Origin of the sequence: Pseudomonas sp. PA1(2017) (genome assembly GCF_001945375.1) — a bacterium.
Classification (GTDB): Bacteria; Pseudomonadota; Gammaproteobacteria; order Pseudomonadales; family Pseudomonadaceae; genus Aquipseudomonas.
This window is the reverse complement of sequence record NZ_MSXU01000009.1, coordinates 1,353,982-1,370,615: the sequence shown is the minus strand read 5'-3', so window position 1 is coordinate 1,370,615 and position 16,634 is coordinate 1,353,982. Positions and strand designations below refer to the sequence as shown.

General features: G+C 63.4%; 10 protein-coding genes. 5 read left to right on the top strand and 5 right to left on the bottom strand.

Annotated features, from left to right (window positions below; translation table 11 throughout):
• Nucleotides 1-138 precede the first annotated feature (138 nt).
• Nucleotides 139-2,022: a methyl-accepting chemotaxis protein gene (locus BVH01_RS13210; protein WP_083659468.1), complete on the bottom strand. Its 1,884-nt coding sequence runs from the start codon at nucleotides 2,020-2,022 to the stop codon at nucleotides 139-141.
• A 282-nt stretch (nucleotides 2,023-2,304) separates the two neighbouring features.
• On the opposite strand from BVH01_RS13210, the gene BVH01_RS13205 reads away from it, so the two are divergent.
• Entirely contained in the window at nucleotides 2,305-7,173 is a 4,869-nt protein-coding gene (locus BVH01_RS13205) for an NAD-glutamate dehydrogenase (protein ID WP_075930736.1), read from the top strand.
• A gap of 571 nt (nucleotides 7,174-7,744) precedes the next feature.
• Here the strand turns inward: BVH01_RS13205 and BVH01_RS13200 are convergent.
• Both BVH01_RS13200 and BVH01_RS13195 read right to left on the bottom strand, forming a co-directional pair.
• The gene (locus BVH01_RS13200) at nucleotides 7,745-8,743 is read right to left on the bottom strand and encodes an alpha/beta fold hydrolase (RefSeq protein WP_218189099.1); all 999 of its coding nucleotides are present in this window, start codon (nucleotides 8,741-8,743) and stop codon (nucleotides 7,745-7,747) included.
• A gap of 85 nt (nucleotides 8,744-8,828) precedes the next feature.
• The gene (locus tag BVH01_RS13195) at nucleotides 8,829-9,692 is read right to left on the bottom strand and encodes a DUF6685 family protein (RefSeq protein WP_075930734.1); all 864 of its coding nucleotides are present in this window, start codon (nucleotides 9,690-9,692) and stop codon (nucleotides 8,829-8,831) included.
• 166 nt (nucleotides 9,693-9,858) lie between these two features.
• Between BVH01_RS13195 and BVH01_RS13190 the strand changes: the two genes are divergently transcribed.
• A complete protein-coding gene (locus BVH01_RS13190; protein WP_075930733.1) occupies nucleotides 9,859-10,080 on the top strand; it encodes a DUF2835 domain-containing protein in 222 nt (73 codons plus the stop codon).
• 377 nt (nucleotides 10,081-10,457) lie between these two features.
• Nucleotides 10,458-11,480, top strand: a complete 1,023-nt coding sequence (locus BVH01_RS13185; RefSeq protein WP_075930732.1) for a quinone-dependent dihydroorotate dehydrogenase — start codon at nucleotides 10,458-10,460, stop codon at nucleotides 11,478-11,480.
• A 96-nt stretch (nucleotides 11,481-11,576) separates the two neighbouring features.
• Here BVH01_RS13185 and rmf read toward each other — a convergent pair whose 3' ends face one another.
• Complete coding sequence (gene rmf / locus BVH01_RS13180) at nucleotides 11,577-11,792, bottom strand: ribosome modulation factor (protein ID WP_073268316.1); 216 nt, start codon at nucleotides 11,790-11,792, stop codon at nucleotides 11,577-11,579.
• Between the two features lie 425 nt (nucleotides 11,793-12,217).
• On the opposite strand from rmf, the gene rlmKL reads away from it, so the two are divergent.
• Entirely contained in the window at nucleotides 12,218-14,464 is a 2,247-nt protein-coding gene (gene rlmKL, locus BVH01_RS13175; protein WP_075930731.1) for a bifunctional 23S rRNA (guanine(2069)-N(7))-methyltransferase RlmK/23S rRNA (guanine(2445)-N(2))-methyltransferase RlmL, read from the top strand.
• 90 nt (nucleotides 14,465-14,554) lie between these two features.
• Here the strand turns inward: rlmKL and dacB are convergent, their stop codons facing one another.
• Nucleotides 14,555-16,033, bottom strand: coding sequence for a D-alanyl-D-alanine carboxypeptidase/D-alanyl-D-alanine-endopeptidase (gene dacB, locus BVH01_RS13170; RefSeq protein WP_075930730.1), 1,479 nt, complete (start codon nucleotides 16,031-16,033; stop codon nucleotides 14,555-14,557).
• Between the two features lie 219 nt (nucleotides 16,034-16,252).
• On the opposite strand from dacB, the gene BVH01_RS13165 reads away from it, so the two are divergent.
• The gene (locus BVH01_RS13165) at nucleotides 16,253-16,597 is read left to right on the top strand and encodes a YggL family protein (RefSeq protein WP_013790960.1); all 345 of its coding nucleotides are present in this window, start codon (nucleotides 16,253-16,255) and stop codon (nucleotides 16,595-16,597) included.
• The last annotated feature ends 37 nt before the right edge of the window (nucleotides 16,598-16,634 follow it).

Sequence of the window (16,634 nt, the reverse complement as noted above, 5' to 3'; positions counted from 1 at the left end):
ATGCGAATCGCGAGCGACGAACCCCGCTCGCCAGGGCCGTCCATGATAATCGAAGGCAGGGGCGTTAAGCCATGCGAGCCGGACGCGGTCTGTGACCGGGTCGCCAGCCGCCTACCGGAGCAGGAGGCCGGCACCGGCTCAGACGATACGGAACTGGCCGGCGCTGTGGTTGAGCGCCTCGACCTGCCGCGACAGGCCCTGGGTGTGTTCGTCCAGGCTCAGGCGCAGGGTTTTGGTCTTGCCGGTGTGCAGGTTGATGTCCTCGACCTTGGCGGCGATCTCCTCGGTGGTGCAGGAAATCTGCTCGATGGCCACCACCACCTGGCTCATCTCGGCACTGAGATGCTCCATGGAACCGGTGATGCCGTCGATGGCCTGGGCCACTTCGCCGGAGCTGCGCTCGCCCTGGGTGGCCAGGTTCAGGCCGCTGGTCATCAGTTGGTCCATCTGCTGGGTCTGCTGGCGCAGCTCGTTGACGATCACCGCGATATCGGTGGTAGCCGCCACCGTCTTCTGGGCCAGGGAGCGCACTTCGTCGGCGACCACCGAGAAGCCGCGGCCGGCCTCGCCAGCACGGGCTGCTTCGATGGCGGCGTTCAGTGCCAGCAGGTTGGTCTGGTCGGCCAGGCCGTTGATCACGTCGATGATGCTGGTGACCTTGGTGCTCGACTGGGTGAGTGCGCTGACCTGGGCGTGGGTGTCCTGAATCAGCTGCGACAGGCGGCGCATGTTGTCGGCGCTGGCAGTGATCACCGAAGCACCATCGCGCGCCGACTGATAGGCGGCCTGGGTGGCGTTGCCGACATCGGTGGTGCGCTGGGCCATTTCGTGGACCGTGGCGGAAATCTGCTGGGAGGCCGAGGCGGCCTGCTCGGTCTGCATCTCCACCTGTGTGCTGTTCTCCTCGAGGCGGCGCATGGCGTCGTTGAGGTAGCTGTGCAGCTGGTTGAGCTGCTGGTTGCCGTCGAGCACCTGGCGAATCACCCCGGCGATACCTTGGGTCATCTGGTTCGAGGCACTGCCCAATTGGTTGAATTCGTCGCGATGGTTCTGGCCGACGTCGATCCGCGCGGTGAGATTGCCCGCCGCGACCTGGGCGAGCAGGCGGTTGACCCTGTCCAGCTGCGCCATCAGCAGGCGTGAAGCGCGGCTCAGGGTGATCAGCATGAACAGCGACACCGCCACGAAGGTCAGCCCCATGGCCCAATTGGCGGTGCTGCGCGCCTGTTCGGCCTGGCGAGTGGCATTGGCCAGCACGGTCTGTTGCAGATGAACGCGCTGGGCTTCGATGCTGTTTTCGATCTGCCGGCCCTGGTCGAGCAGGTGCTTTTCGGTGGCGGCGATGCGCTGGATCATCCCATCCGCAGCGGCGAAATCGGCGCTGTAGCTGGTGACCGCCTTGCCGACCTGGCTGTCCTGCCATTCCAGTTCGATGATGCGGGCCTGCAGGTCGGCCAGCGCCGCTTGCACGCGCTCGGCATAGGCCCCGTCGAAGGTGGCCAGATAATCACGCTGGTTGCTCAACGCTTCGGCGATCGATGCCTGGATCAGGCTGATGCTCACCCGTTCGAGGCCTTTGCCGCTTTCGGCGAGCTTGGCGCGCTGCCCAGTGAACGGCGTCAGGCCCAGCTCGTGGGATTGCTCCAGCCAGTTGTGCTGCAGGCGGATGTCTTCCTGCAGCATTTCGTCGATCTGCCGGGAGCTGTCGATCACCGACTCATCGTCCAGGCGCTCGGCGCGCTCGGCATATTGCCTGGAGAGCGCGCTGAGCGCCGTCAGGCTGTCCTGGAAATCCTCTTCATCATCGGGTGTGAGGCGTCGACGTTCCGCGCCCAGCTTGAGCCACTGGTTCATCAGCGCGGCCGAGGCGCCGGCGTAGGCCGTGGCGTCTTCCCTGGCTTGCAGGGCAGCGCTCAGGGTTTGCGTGGCCCAGAACGAGGCGGCCGTCATCAGCGCCAGGCTGGAGAGGGTGATGAGAATCAGCAGGCGAAACTTCTGCTTCCAGGAAAGGAACAGTGACATGGGGGGTGTCCGTTTGGCTTTATTTTTATTGACGCCAGACTTTAGGTGTTGTGCTGGCACAGTGCAAGCGGTCGTACGATGTCTGCTGTGGCGCAGGCAGCGTGAACGAAAATGTCGCTGCACCGCAAGCGTGCATCGCACTCGCCTCGTTAAGCTCTCCGGGCACCTTTGACCGGAGCGTCATCGCGCATTTCAGGTAGCGTTTGCAGGCAGCCGGTCTAAGGTTGAACTACGCATGGAAACACGAATCGCACATACCAAGCCCATAGACGGAGCACACAAATGGCGTTCTTCACCGCGGCCAGCAAAGCCGACTTCCAGCATCAACTGCAAGCGGCCCTGGCGCAGCACGTCAGCGAGCAGGACCTGCCACAAGTGGCCCTGTTCGCTGAACAGTTCTTTGGCATCATCGCACTCGAAGAGCTGACTCAGCGGCGACTTTCCGACCTCGTTGGCTGCACCCTTTCGGCCTGGCGCCTGCTGGCCCAGTTCGATCCCGCCCAACCGCAGGTCCGCGTATTCAACCCCGACTATGAAAAGCACGGCTGGCAGAGCACCCACACCGGTATCGAGGTGCTGCACCCGGACATTCCGTTCCTGGTCGACTCAGTGCGCATCGAACTCAAGCGCCGCGGCTACAGCATTCATACCCTGCAGAACAGCGTGCTCAGCGTGCGCCGCGACGCCCAGGGCGCGCTGCTCGAACTGCTGCCCAAGGGCAGTACCGGCGAGGGCGTCAGCCTCGAGTCGCTGATGTTCCTGGAGATCAACCGCTGCGCCAGCAACACCGAAATCAAGTCGCTGCAGAAGACCCTGCTCGAAGTGCTCGAAGAGGTGCGCCTGAGCGTGGCCGACTTCCAGCCGATGAAGGCCAAGGCCCAGGAACTGCTGACCAAGCTCGGCGACGGCACCTTCGGCAAGGGTGCCACCGACCCCGCCGAGCTGGACGAGATCAAGGTGTTTCTCGCCTGGCTGCAGGATAACCATTTCACCTTCCTCGGCTATGAGGAATTCACCGTTCACGACGCCGTCGATGGCGGCCACCTGCAGTATGACGAGAGCTCGCTGCTGGGCCTGTCCCGGCGCCTGCGCAGCGGCCTGAGCAAGGACGACCTGCACATCGAGCCCTACGCGCTGGCCTACCTGCGTGAACCGACCCTGCTGTCGTTCGCCAAGGCGGCGCAACCGAGCCGCGTGCACCGCCCGGCCTACCCGGATTTCGTTTCCATTCGCGAGATCGACGCCAGCGGCAAGGTGGTCAAGGAATGCCGTTTCCTCGGTATTTACACCTCGACCGCTTACAGCGAGAGCGTGCGCGAGATTCCCTACATCCGCCGCAAGGTCGCCGAGGTCGAGAAGCGCTCCGGCTTCATCTCCCAGGGCCACCTGAGCAAGGAGCTGGTCAAGGTTCTCGAAGTGCTGCCGCGCGACGACCTGTTCCAGACGCCGGTCGACGAACTGGCCAGCACGGCGCTGTCGATCGTGCAGATTCAGGAGCGCAACAAGGTACGCCTGTTCCTGCGCTTCGACCCCTACGGTCGTTTCGTCTACGCCCTGGCCTACGTGCCGCGCGACGTCTACTCCACGGAAACCCGCCTGCGTATCCAGCAGGTGCTGGTCGATCGCCTGCAGGCCAGCGACTGCGAGTTCTGGACCTATTTCTCCGAGTCGGTGCTGGCCCGTGTGCAGTTCATTCTGCGTGTGGACCCGAAGACCAAGCTGGACATCGACCCTCAGCAGCTCGAGCGCGAAGTCGTGCAGGCCTGCCGTTCATGGACCGACGACTATGCCGCCCTGGCCGTGGAGAATTTCGGCGAAGCCAAGGGCACCCGCGTGCTCACCGACTTCCCGAAAAGCTTCCCGGCCGGTTACCGCGAGCGCTTCGCACCGCATTCGGCAGTGGTCGACATGCAGCATCTGCGCAGCCTCTCCGAGGAGCGCCCGCTGGTCATGAGCTTCTACCAGCCGTTGGTGCCTGGTGAGCGTCAGCTGCATTGCAAGCTGTACCACGCCGACACGCCGCTGGCGCTGTCCGACGTGCTGCCGGTGCTGGAGAATCTCGGCCTGCGCGTGCTGGGCGAATTCCCGTATCGCCTGCAGCACCAGAACGGTCGCGAGTTCTGGATTCACGATTTCGCCTTCACCTACCCCGAGGGCATGAAGCTCGACATCCAGCAGCTCAACGACACGCTGCAGGACGCCTTCGTGCACATCGTGCGCGGCGATGCCGAGAACGATTCCTTCAACCGCCTGGTGCTGACCGCCGGCCTGGCCTGGCGTGACGTGGCGCTGCTGCGCGCCTATGCCCGCTACCTGAAGCAGATTCGCCTGGGCTTTGACCTGGGTTATATCGCCAACACGCTGCTCAACCATGCCGATATCGCCCGCGAGCTGGTGCGTCTGTTCCGGACGCGCTTCTACCTCGCCCGCAAGCTCAATGCCGACGACCTGAACGACAAGCAGCAGAAGCTCGAGCAGGCCATTCTCGGCGCGCTGGACAACGTCGCGGTGCTCAACGAAGACCGCATCCTGCGTCGCTACCTGGACCTGATCAAGGCCACCCTGCGCACCAACTTCTACCAGCCCGACGCCCTGGGCGAGGTGAAGAACTACTTCAGTTTCAAGTTCAACCCGAGCGCGATTCCCGAACTGCCACGGCCGGTACCGAAGTTCGAGATCTTCGTCTACTCACCGCGGGTCGAAGGCGTTCACCTGCGTTTCGGCAACGTCGCTCGCGGTGGCCTGCGCTGGTCGGATCGTGAAGAAGACTTCCGTACCGAAGTGCTCGGCCTGGTCAAGGCCCAGCAGGTCAAGAACGCGGTGATCGTGCCGGTCGGCGCCAAGGGCGGTTTCGTGCCGCGGCGCCTGCCGCTGGGTGGCGGTCGCGACGAGATCCAGGCCGAGGCCATCGCCTGCTACCGCATCTTCATCAGCGGCCTGCTGGACATCACCGACAACCTCAAGGAAGGCGAGGTGGCGCCACCGGCCAACGTGGTGCGCCACGATGCCGATGATCCCTATCTGGTCGTCGCGGCGGACAAAGGCACTGCGACCTTCTCCGACATCGCCAACGGCATCGCCAACGAATACGGCTTCTGGCTCGGCGATGCGTTCGCCTCGGGTGGTTCGGCCGGTTACGACCACAAGGGCATGGGCATCACCGCCAAGGGCGGCTGGGTCTCGGTGCAGCGCCACTTCCGTGAGCGTGGCATCGACGTGCAGAAGGATCTGACCACCGTGATCGGCATCGGCGATATGGCCGGTGACGTGTTCGGTAACGGCCTGTTGCTGTCCGAGTCGCTGCAGCTGGTCGCTGCCTTCAACCACCTGCACATCTTCATCGACCCGAACCCGGATGCCGCGCGCAGCTTCGTCGAGCGCAAGCGTCTGTTCGACCTGCCGCGTTCGAGCTGGGCCGATTACGACGCGTCGCTGATCTCCCAGGGTGGCGGCATCTTCCTGCGCAGTGCCAAGAGCATCGCCATCAGCCCGGAAATGAAGGCACGCTTCGATATCCAGGCCGACAAACTGGCGCCGACCGAGCTGCTCAACGCATTGCTCAAGGCGCCGGTCGATCTGATCTGGAACGGCGGCATCGGCACCTATGTCAAGTCCAGCCGCGAGAGCCATGCCGACGTCGGCGACAAGGCCAACGACGTGCTGCGCGTCGACGGCCGAGAACTGCGTGCCAAGGTGGTGGGCGAGGGCGGCAACCTGGGCATGACTCAGCTCGGTCGCGTCGAGTACGGCCTGGGTGGCGGGGCCAGCAACACCGACTTCATCGACAACGCCGGTGGTGTGGACTGCTCCGACCACGAGGTGAACATCAAGATCCTGCTCAACGAGATCGTCACCGCCGGCGACATGACCGGCAAGCAGCGCAACACGCTGCTCGCCGAGATGACCGAGGACGTGGGCAATCTGGTGCTGGGCAACAACTACAAGCAGACCCAGGCGCTGTCGCTGGCCGAGCGCCGCGCCCGTGAACGCCAGGGTGAATACAAGCGCCTGATGGCGGCGCTGGAAGCCTCCGGCAAGCTGGACCGCGCATTGGAGTTCCTGCCCAGCGAAGAGGAGCTCAACGAGCGCGCCACCAAGGGCCAGGGGCTTACCCGTCCCGAGCTGTCCGTGCTGATTTCCTACAGCAAGATCGAGCTGCAGGAGGCGTTGATCAAGTCCGACGTTGCCGACGACGACTACCTGGCGCGCGAGATGGAAACCGCCTTCCCGGCGCGCCTGGCGCAGGAGTATGGCGAGGCCATGCGTCGTCATCGCCTCAAGCGCGAGATCGTCAGCACGCAGATCGCCAACGATCTGGTCAACCACATGGGCATCACCTTCGTGCAGCGCCTGAAGGAATCCACCGGCGTGGGTTCGGCCCAGGTAGCCGCTGCCTACGTAGTCGTACGCGACGTCTTCCACCTGCCGTTCTGGTGGCGCCAGATCGAAGCCCTGGACAACCAGGTGCCGGCCGACCTCCAGTTGACCATGATGGACGAGCTGATGCGTCTGGGCCGTCGCGCCACGCGCTGGTACCTGCGCAGCCGTCGCAACGACCTGGATGCCGCCCGCGACGTGGCCCACCTCGGCCCACGGGTCAAGGCGCTGGCCATGCGCCTGGACGAGCTGCTCGAAGGCCCGGCCCGGGACGAGTGGATGGCGCGCTACCAGACCTATGTCGAGGCTGGCGTGCCGGAGCTGCTGTCCCGCGTGGTGGCGGGCACCGGCCACCTGTACACGCTGCTGCCGATCATCGAGTCCGCCGATCTCACCGGCTATGAGCCGACCGAGGTGGCGTCCGCGTACTTTGCGGTATCCGATGCCCTGGACCTGTCCTGGTACCTGCAGCAGATCAGCGGCCTGAGCGTGGAAAGCAACTGGCAGGCCCTGGCCCGCGAAGCGTTCCGCGACGATCTGGATGCGCAGCAGCGCGCCATCACCGTCTCGGTTCTGCAATTGGCTAACGGGCCGGAGTCGATCGAGGCGCGGGTCGAGATGTGGCTGGAGCAAAACCGTCGACTGGTCGACCGCTGGAAGGCCATGCTCGCCGAGCTGCGTGCGGCTACCGGAAGTGACTACGCCATGTACGCCGTGGCCAATCGGGAGCTGAGCGACCTGGCGCAAAGCCAGCCGCCTGTGTTGCCGGCTTGAGCTGAGTAACGGCTGTAAATGAAAACGCCCCGACTGGTTCGGGGCGTTTTCGTTTCAAGGCCTGCTGGCTGCGAGCGACCCAATTGTCCGCAGATCACCAGTAGGTTTTTGCGGGATGCCATGTGTGGGGTTGCTCAGCATCATGGTGAGAGCTACGACCCGCAGCGAATAGTGGGCGCAGCGCGATTACGCCATATGGCGACAATCGTTCGCGCCGAGGGCGACGCTCCTACGCGAGTGTTGGGTTGCTCACGATCCCTGTAGGAGCTGCGACCCGCAGCGAATAGTGGGTGCGATGCCGATTGCGCGACATGGCCACAATCGTTCGCGCCGAGATCGGCGCTCCCACACGAATGCCGAGTTGCTCACGATCCCTGTAGGAGCTACGACCCGCAGCGAATAGTCGGCGCGGCACCGATTGAGCGACAAGGCGACAATCGTTCACTCTGGGGGCGACGCTCCTATGGGGTTGTGACGGTGTGGTTTTGTGGCCATGCCCCACCGCTGACGTTGTGCGGTTAGGCAGGCTGATATGCCTGCCTAACGCCTGGGCCCGAGCATTGATTGGGTGTCAACGCTTGCGGTCGAGCCCTTCGAGCAATGCTTTATGAAAGCGATCGGGTTCCTGAATCTGCGGCGAGTGGCCGAGGTCCGGGAAAGTCACCAGCGTAGCATCGGGAATACGCTCAGCAGTGGCTGGGCCCAGCGCCTTGTAGTCTCCCAGCTTGTTGCGCATCGCTTCGGGCGCTGCGTCCTTGCCGATGGCGGTGTTGTCCTGCTCGCCGATCAGCAGCAGGGTGGGCATTTTCAGTTGGGAAAACTCGTAGACCACTGGCTGGGTGTAGACCATGTCGTAGGTCAGTGCCGAGTTCCAGGCGACGATCTTCTTGCCGTCACCATTGAACATGCCCGCCTGCATTTCGACCCAGCGATCGAACTCGGGGCGCCACTGGCCGGCGTAGTAAGTGTTCTTCTGGTAGTTGCGGCTGGCCTCGGCGGTGGTTTTCAGCTCGCGCTGGTACCACTGATCGACGCTCAGGTAGGGCACGCCGAGGGTTTTCCAATCTTCCAGGCCGATCGGGTTGACCATCACCAGTTGCTCGACCTGCTCGGGGTAGAGCAGGGCGTAGCGGGTGGCCAGCATGCCGCCCATGGAGTGACCCATGACGGTCACCTTGTCGACGCCGATCTGTTCGAGCAGCGCGTGGGTGTTACTGGCCAGTTGCTGGAAGCTGTATTGGTAGTGCGCCGGCTTGCTGGATTTACAGAAACCGACCTGATCGGCCGCTACGACGCGGTAACCGGCTTCGCTCAGCGCCTTGATGCTGCCTTCCCAGGTTGCGGCGCAAAAGTTCTTGCCATGCATCAGCAGTACCGTGCGGCCATTGGCCTTCTCGGGCTGTACGTCCATGTAGGCCATCTGCAACGACACGCCTTGCGATTCGAGGTTGAAGCGTTTGACTTCATGGGGGTAATCGAACCCCTGCAGCTCGGCGCCGTAACGTGGCGTTTCGGCGGCTAGGACGGGCAGGCTACCTGCGATCAGCAAAGAAGCGAGGGCAATGCGCACGGCGATGCTCCAGATAAAGAGGGGAGCAAAGACTGACCCCTCATTGATGAAGGCGTCCGGGCGAAGTGGTTACAAAACCTGTCAGCTAGCTCAGCTCGCGCACGTAGCGCAACATGTCCGGTGCGCCGGCCTGGAGCAGCCCTTCTCCCAGCGCACAGGCCTGCGGTGAATGCTTGGGCAGCAGCAGGAACTCGGGTGAGCCCGGCGTGCGTAACAGGCTCAGGCGGGCGTAGGGCACCTCGTGCTCCATCAACAACTGCATGAAGCCGGCATCGCTCCAGGCTGCGCAGGGCATCGCCAGGGCGTGGTAGTGCTGTTCCAGATCACGCAGGCCGTCGGGGCTGATGCGGTAGTAGGTGATGTGTGCCGGCAGGGTGATTTCCAGGCCACGCAATCGCGCGTAGGCCACCGCGCTGGCAAAGGCTTCAGGGTTGGAGTCGCCGGCCCAGAACAGCCGCTCTCCGCGCCACTGGGCGTGGAACAACTCGAGGCTCTGGTGCGGATAGTCGGGCAACGCCTTGCCAAGGTGCTTGAGGAAGTCGCGGTAGCTGATGATGCGAATCTGTCGACAGGCTTCGCTGGCCGCGTAGTCCTCGAGGCTGCCGTAGCTTCCGTCGCAGTGCACCAGGCTGTCGACCAGGCGCAGATCGAACTGCTCCAATTCACGGTGTTCGACTTCGATGAGTTGGATCAGCGCGGCGTGAGCTTCCGCCTTGTCTTCCTGCACCGGGCCGGACAGCGCGCTACGGGGCAGGTCCTTGAGGCGCTGCAGGGGCGGGCCGCCCAGCCAGCAGATGTTGTCCCCGAAGGTCGGAATGGCAGAGAAAGGCAGCTGAAGCTGGCTGGCGCGTTCGAAGATGGGCTTGCAGCCGCGGCCAAGCAGGCCCACGCGCTGAGCCAGGGCGGCCAGGCGTGAGGCAAGGGGGCTGGGCGGTTCAGGCAGGCTCATGGCAGCTCGCGTACGTCGGTGTGCCAGGCGGAGTGTGGCAGAGGCTGCCGGGAGTTGCACGACCCTCGCTGCAGAATGTCCATGCCGTGGCTGAAATGCCTTGGCCTGAGGCGTGGGGTGCGTTCGAGTGTGGCACAATCCGTTCATTCATCTGCAAGGGGCCTCCATGGCAAGCCTGGTTCTGGATATCGCATTACCCGCAGACCGCGTGCAGGCGATCTATCAGGGGCGGGCCAACCGCATTCAGGCGCTCAGCCGCGACGGGCGGCGAGTCAGTATTCCCGCCCATCATTTCCGGACGTTTCTGACCCACACCGGTATCCATGGTTCCTTCGAACTGGAGTTCAATGATGCCGGTGAGTTGCTCAGCCTGCGGCGCCTAGCCTAAGAGCCTGTTCACGATCTGCTGCGCGTCGGCGCTACAGCGTTAAAAACAAGCTGGATTGCCAGCCCAGTCGGAAAGCCGCTTGCGGCTAACGCGCTTTAGCGCGGCCCGAAGGGCGAGCGAAGCGAGTAATGCTCATTTACAGCTCGTAAACTCGTGTGCGAGCCCAGTCCGCTTGATTCGCTGCGCTCACCCTGCGGGCCAGCCGTTGGCTGTTACTCCGCTGCGCTGCGTTTCTCGCCTGTTTTTGCGGGGGCGCCGAGCTCTTGTATCGCTCTAGCTCGCTAAATCGTGAGCAGGCTCTAATCCTCGCTACAGGGTGGCTTGGCCGGCTATAATTCGCGCCTTTCGATTTCGCCACTGCCGAGCTAAGCCTGCCCATGTATAACCTGGCCCGCGAGCTGCTGTTCAAACTGTCCCCGGAAACTTCCCACGAGCTGTCCATCGACCTGATCGGCGCCGCTGGCCGTCTGGGGCTGGCGGGCCGCCTGACCAAGGCACCGAGCAGCCTGCCGGTCACGGTCATGGGCCTTCAGTTCGCCAACCCGGTAGGTCTGGCGGCGGGCCTGGACAAGAACGGCGATGCCATCGACGGCTTCGCGCAGCTGGGTTTCGGCTTCGTCGAGATCGGCACCGTCACCCCTCGGCCGCAACCGGGCAACCCCAAGCCGCGTTTGTTCCGCTTGCCCGAAGCCGAGGCGATCATCAATCGCATGGGGTTCAACAACCACGGCGTCGACCACCTGCTGGCCCGCGTGCAGGCGGCCAAGTACCGCGGCGTGCTGGGCATCAATATCGGCAAGAACTTCGATACGCCGGTCGAGCGCGCGGTGGACGATTACCTGATCTGCCTGGACAAGGTCTACGCCCACGCCAGCTACATCACCGTCAACGTCAGCTCGCCGAACACCCCGGGGCTACGTAGCCTGCAGTTCGGCGACTCGCTCAAGCAGTTGCTCGATGCCCTGCACAAGCGCCAGAACGAACTGGCCCTGAGCTACGGTCGGCGCGTGCCGCTGGCGATCAAGATCGCCCCGGACATGAGCGACGAGGAAACCGTGCAGGTCGCCGCCGCGCTGCTGGAAAGCGGTATGGATGCGGTGATCGCCACCAACACCACGCTGAGTCGCGAGGGCGTCGAGAACCTGGAATTCGCCAACGAGGCTGGTGGTCTGTCCGGCGCGCCGGTGCGCGACAAGAGCACCCATACGGTCAGTGTCCTGGCAGGCGAGTTGGGCGGTCGGTTGCCGATCATCGCTGCCGGTGGCATCACCGAGGGTCGACATGCGGCAGAGAAGATCGCCGCAGGCGCGAGCCTGGTGCAGATCTATTCGGGCTTCATCTATAAAGGACCGGCGTTGATTCGCGAGGCGGTGGACGCCATCGCGGCAGCGCGGCGTTGAATCGCGGGCAATAAAAAGGGCTCCCTTGGGGAGCCCCTGGGCTTGCGCCCGCCGCTCGGATGGAGCGTGCTTGGTGAAGTCGGTAGGTCCTTGGCGTTAGCCGACTGCGCGAAGTTCGTTGAGTCGATGAATACCGGCAGTGCCGGTCAAACCGTCCCAGTTGTCACCGCGGCCTTCACGCCAGCCATTGAGCCAGGCTTGACGCACGGACGGAAGAGTGAAAGGACACAGCTCGCGGGATTTACCACTGATACCGTACTGATAGCCGCGCAAAAATGCTTTTTCTAACGGATCACGCTTAAGTCTTCTCATAGGGTGTTGCCCTCACTTGTTGACTGTTTTATGTCCCGTTGACCTCCAGGAGGTCAGGCAGAAGGTCTGCCGTTGGAGTCCGCTGCCGGCGTCGCGAGCCTCCATGTGCCATCGTCGTTGCGACGACGGCCTAGGTAGATTTCTATCGAATGCACGAAGCGGTGTGAATGATCGATTTGTCATAAGGACGTAACGCTTTTGAGGGTCAAGCCATAAGCTTCATGAACGATGACCGCGCTAGCCGCTGAAACCCGCGCCGCTGGTGGCTCTCGCTAAAGCTGGTGGTGTTTTGCCATCGTGAATGGCTATCGATTGCACCTGTTATTTATTCGGACGAAGGGTCGCATTGCGACTTCTTGTCACTTATTTTTGGTTGCGCCCACCACGGGGCCAACCCATTACCGCCTTTGGGCACTGGATCTATGATGTCGGACCAAAACGAACTCTTCCTCACATGTCCCAAGGGGCTCGAAGGCCTGCTGCTCGAGGAAGCCAAGGCGCTGGGCCTGATTGAGGCCCGCGAGCACACCTCGGCCATTCGTGGCGTTGCCAGCATGGAAACCGCCTACCGGCTGTGCCTGTGGTCGCGCCTGGCCAACCGGGTGTTGCTGGTGATGGCGCGTTTTCCGGTGCGCGATGCCGAGTCGCTCTACCAGGGCGTGCTCGACGTCGACTGGTTCGAGCACCTGGAACCGAGCGGCACCCTGGCAGTGGAGTTCAGCGGCCACGGTTCAGGCATCGACAACACCCATTTTGGCGCCCTGAAGGTCAAGGATGCCATCGTCGACAAGCTGCGCCAGGCCGACGGCACGCGCCCCTCGGTGGACAAGCTCAACCCGGACCTGCGTGTGCACCTGCGCCTGGATCGCGGCGAAGCGATCCTGTCGCTGGATCTCTCCGGCCATAGCCTGCACCAGCGCGGCTATCGTCTGCAGCAAGGTGCTGCTCCGCTGAAGGAGAACCTGGCGGCGGCGGTGCTGATCCGCGCCGGCTGGCCGCGCATCGCCGCCGAGGGCGGTGCTCTGGCTGACCCGATGTGCGGCGTCGGCACCTTTCTGGTCGAAGCGGCGATGATCGCTGCCGATATCGCGCCCAACATGACGCGTGAGCAGTGGGGGTTCAGCAACTGGCTCGGCCATGTGCCGGCCACCTGGAATCGCCTGCGTGCCGAGGCCGAGGAGCGTGCCGCGGCGGGGCTGGCCAAGCCACCGCTGTGGATCCGTGGTTACGAAGCCGATCCGCGGCTGATCCAGCCGGCGCGCAATAACATCGATCGTGCCGGGCTCAGCGACTGGATCAAGGTCTATCAGGGCGAAGTGGCGACCTTCGAGCCGCGGCCGGATCAGAACCAGAAAGGTCTGGTGATCAGCAACCCGCCCTATGGCGAGCGCCTGGGCGATGAAGCGAGCCTGCTGTACCTCTATCAGAACCTCGGCGAGCGTCTGCGTCAGGCCTGCATGGGCTGGGAGGCGGCGGTGTTCACCGGCGCGCCTGACCTGGGCAAACGCATGGGTATCCGCAGCCACAAGCAGTACTCGTTCTGGAACGGCGCGCTGCCGTGCAAACTGTTGCTGATCAAGGTGCAGCCCGAGCAGTTCGTCACCGGCGAGCGCCGCACGCCGGAGCAGCGGGAACGTGAGCGTGAGCAGAGTGCCTTGCAGGCCGAGGCGCCGAAGCTCAACCGCAACGGCAACCCGATCAAGCCCGCGCCAGCGCCGGTCGAGCAGGCGCGCCTGAGCGAGGGCGGGCAGATGTTCGCCAATCGCCTGCAGAAGAACCTCCAGCAGCTCGGCAAGTGGGCGCGTCGCGAAGGCGTCGACTGCTACCGACTGTACGATGCCGACATGCCCGAGTACGCCCTGGCCGTCGATCTATACCACGATTGGGTACATGTGCAGGAATATGCCGCACCGCGCTCCATCGACCCGGAGAAAGCCCAGGCGCGCCTGTTCGATGCCCTGGCGGCGATTCCCCAGGCCCTTGGTATCGACAAGAGCAAGGTGGTGATCAAGCGTCGTGAACGCCAGAGCGGTACCAAACAGTACGAGCGCCAGGCGGCCCAGGGTCAGTTCATGGAGGTGAAGGAGGGCGGTATCAAGCTGCTGGTCAACCTCACCGACTATCTGGATACCGGCCTGTTCCTCGACCACCGCCCGCTGCGCCTGCGCATTCAGAAAGAGGCAGCAGGCAAGCGCTTCCTCAATCTGTTCTGCTACACCGCCACGGCCAGTGTGCACGCGGCCAAGGGGGGCGCGCGCAGCACCACCAGCGTCGACCTGTCTAAGACTTATCTGGACTGGGCACGGCGCAACCTGTCGCTCAACGGCTTCTCGGACAAGAACCGTCTGGAGCAGGGCGATGTGATGAGTTGGCTGGGCGATGATCGTGGTGAGTACGACCTGATCTTCATCGATCCGCCGACCTTCTCCAACTCCAAGCGGATGGAAGGGGTATTCGACGTGCAGCGCGACCACGTCCAGTTGCTGGACATGGCCATGGCGCGCCTGGCGCCGGGTGGCGTGCTGTACTTCTCCAACAACTTCCGCAAGTTCCTGCTCGACGAGCAGTTGCCGGCCCGTTATCGGGTCGAGGAAATCAGCGCCGAGACCATCGACCCGGACTTCGCTCGCAACGCCAAGATCCACCGTGTCTGGAAGGTGATGGCCAAGTAAGTCTGTTACAGCCCTGGCCTGGGTTGAGCGTAGCGATACCCAGGATGGCTTCCCGGGTGTCGCGGCGCTCGACCCGAGCGACTTCAGCGCTTATCGGGCAGCGCTTTTCGGCTGCTTGTAGAGGTCCAGCAGCACCTGGTCGAGAATCACCGAGGCGCCCCAGGGTTTGGGGTCGTTGAGGATGGCCACCACTGCCCAGCTGTTGCCATTGTTGTCGCGGCTAAAGCCGGCGATGGCACGCACGTTGTTCAGGGTGCCGGTCTTGATGTGCGCTTGGCCGGCCATCGGCGTGTTGCGCAGGCGTTTGCGCATTGTGCCGTCCAGCGCGACGATCGGCATCGAACTGATGAACTCGGCCGCATAAGGGCTCTTCCAGGCCGCCTCCAGAATCCGCCCCATTTCCCGGGCGCTGATGCGTTCGGCACGGGAAAGCCCGGAACCGTTCTCCATGACCAGTTGCGGCGCGGTGATGCCCTTGCGCGCCAGCCAGGCACGGATCACCCGTTGCGCGGCGTGGGCGTCATCGACATCTGCCTCGTTGCGGTTCTGCGCGCCGATGCTGAGGAACAGCTGGCGGGCCATGGTGTTGTTGCTGTACTTGTTGATGTCGCGAATGATCTCCACCAGGTCTGGTGAGAAGGCGCGGGCCAGCAGGGTGGCGCTCTTCGGCACTTCGGCCTGGCGATCCTTGCCCATGATGCTGCCGCCCAGCTCACCGAAGATCGCCCGCACCGCGCCAGCGGCGTAGGACGGGTGATCGAGCAGCGACAAGTATGTCTGGGCGCTGCAGCCATCGGTCAGCTGGCCGGTGACGATCACGCGGGTGCCATCGAATTCCTTCACCGGGTTGTAGCGCACGTCTGGCCAGGCTGGGCATTTGCCGGCCTTGAGCACCTTGACCTGATTGTCCAGCTTCAGCCCGACCAGGGGTGGCTCGGCAGCCACGGTGACCTTGCCGTTCTCGGCGCGGGCGATGAAGCGCAGCGCCTTGAGGTTGACCAGCAACGAATCGGGGGTGACCAGATAGGGCTTGTTGGCATCGCCGCCATCGTCATTGAAGGCGGGCAAATCCGGTTGCACGAAGTGGGTGCGGTCGAGCACCAGATCGCCGGTCACCTGGCGTACGCCATTGGCGCGCAGGTCGCGCAGCATCAGCCAGAGCTTTTCCATGTTCAGCTTGGGATCGCCTCCGCCCTTGAGGTACAGGTTGCCGTTGAGCACCCCATCCTTGAGCTGGCCATCGGTGTAGAACTCGGTCTTCCACTGGAAGGTCGGGCCGAGCAGCTCGAGGGCGGCGAACGTGGTGACCAGTTTCATGGTCGAGGCCGGGTTCACCGACACGTCGGCATTGAAGATGGTGCCATTGCCCGGCCCGTTGAGCGGCAGGGTCACCACGGAAAGCGACTGTTGACCGATCTTGTTGGTCTTCAGGCTCTTGGCGACGCTTTCCGGAAGCGTGGCGTTGGTTGCTGCATGAGCAGGCAGGGCGGTGGGCAGAACGAGGCAGGCGAAGGCCAGAGGGCGGAGGATGCGCAGCCTCCGAACGGCGGGTACAACGGAAAATCGCATTACGAGCTCCCACAGCGGTTTGGGACAATGCCGCGCATTATGCCCCATCACCAGGCCACCAAGGGCCGTGATTGCGGGATTTTATGGTCGGCCATCGATTGGCTGTCGGGGTGGACGACCGAGACGGTGATCCCGGTGGATTTTTCGTCGGCTGGCAGGCATCGCCGCCGCTAAACTGGTAGAGTGCCGCGCGTTATCACTCTGCAAGGATTTATACCCATGGCTACCAATCGTTCCCGTCGTCTGCGCAAGAAACTCTGTGTGGACGAGTTTCAGGAGCTGGGTTTCGAACTGAACCTGAATTTCAAGGAAGACCTGAGCGATGAAGCGGTCGACGCCTTCCTCGATGCCTTCCTGAGCGACGCGATGAACGCCAATGGCCTGGGCTATGTTGGCGGCGACGACTACGGCCTGGTGTGCCTGGCCAAGCGTGGTTCGGTCAGCGAAGAGCAGCGCGCCGCTGTGGAAGCCTGGCTGAAGGGCCGCTCCGAGCTGGTCGATTTCAGCGTCAGCCCACTGCTGGACGTGTGGTACCCGGAAAAAGAGATCAACTCCGCTTCCTGATTCACGACAAAGGGCCTCGTTCGAGGCCCTTTTCTTT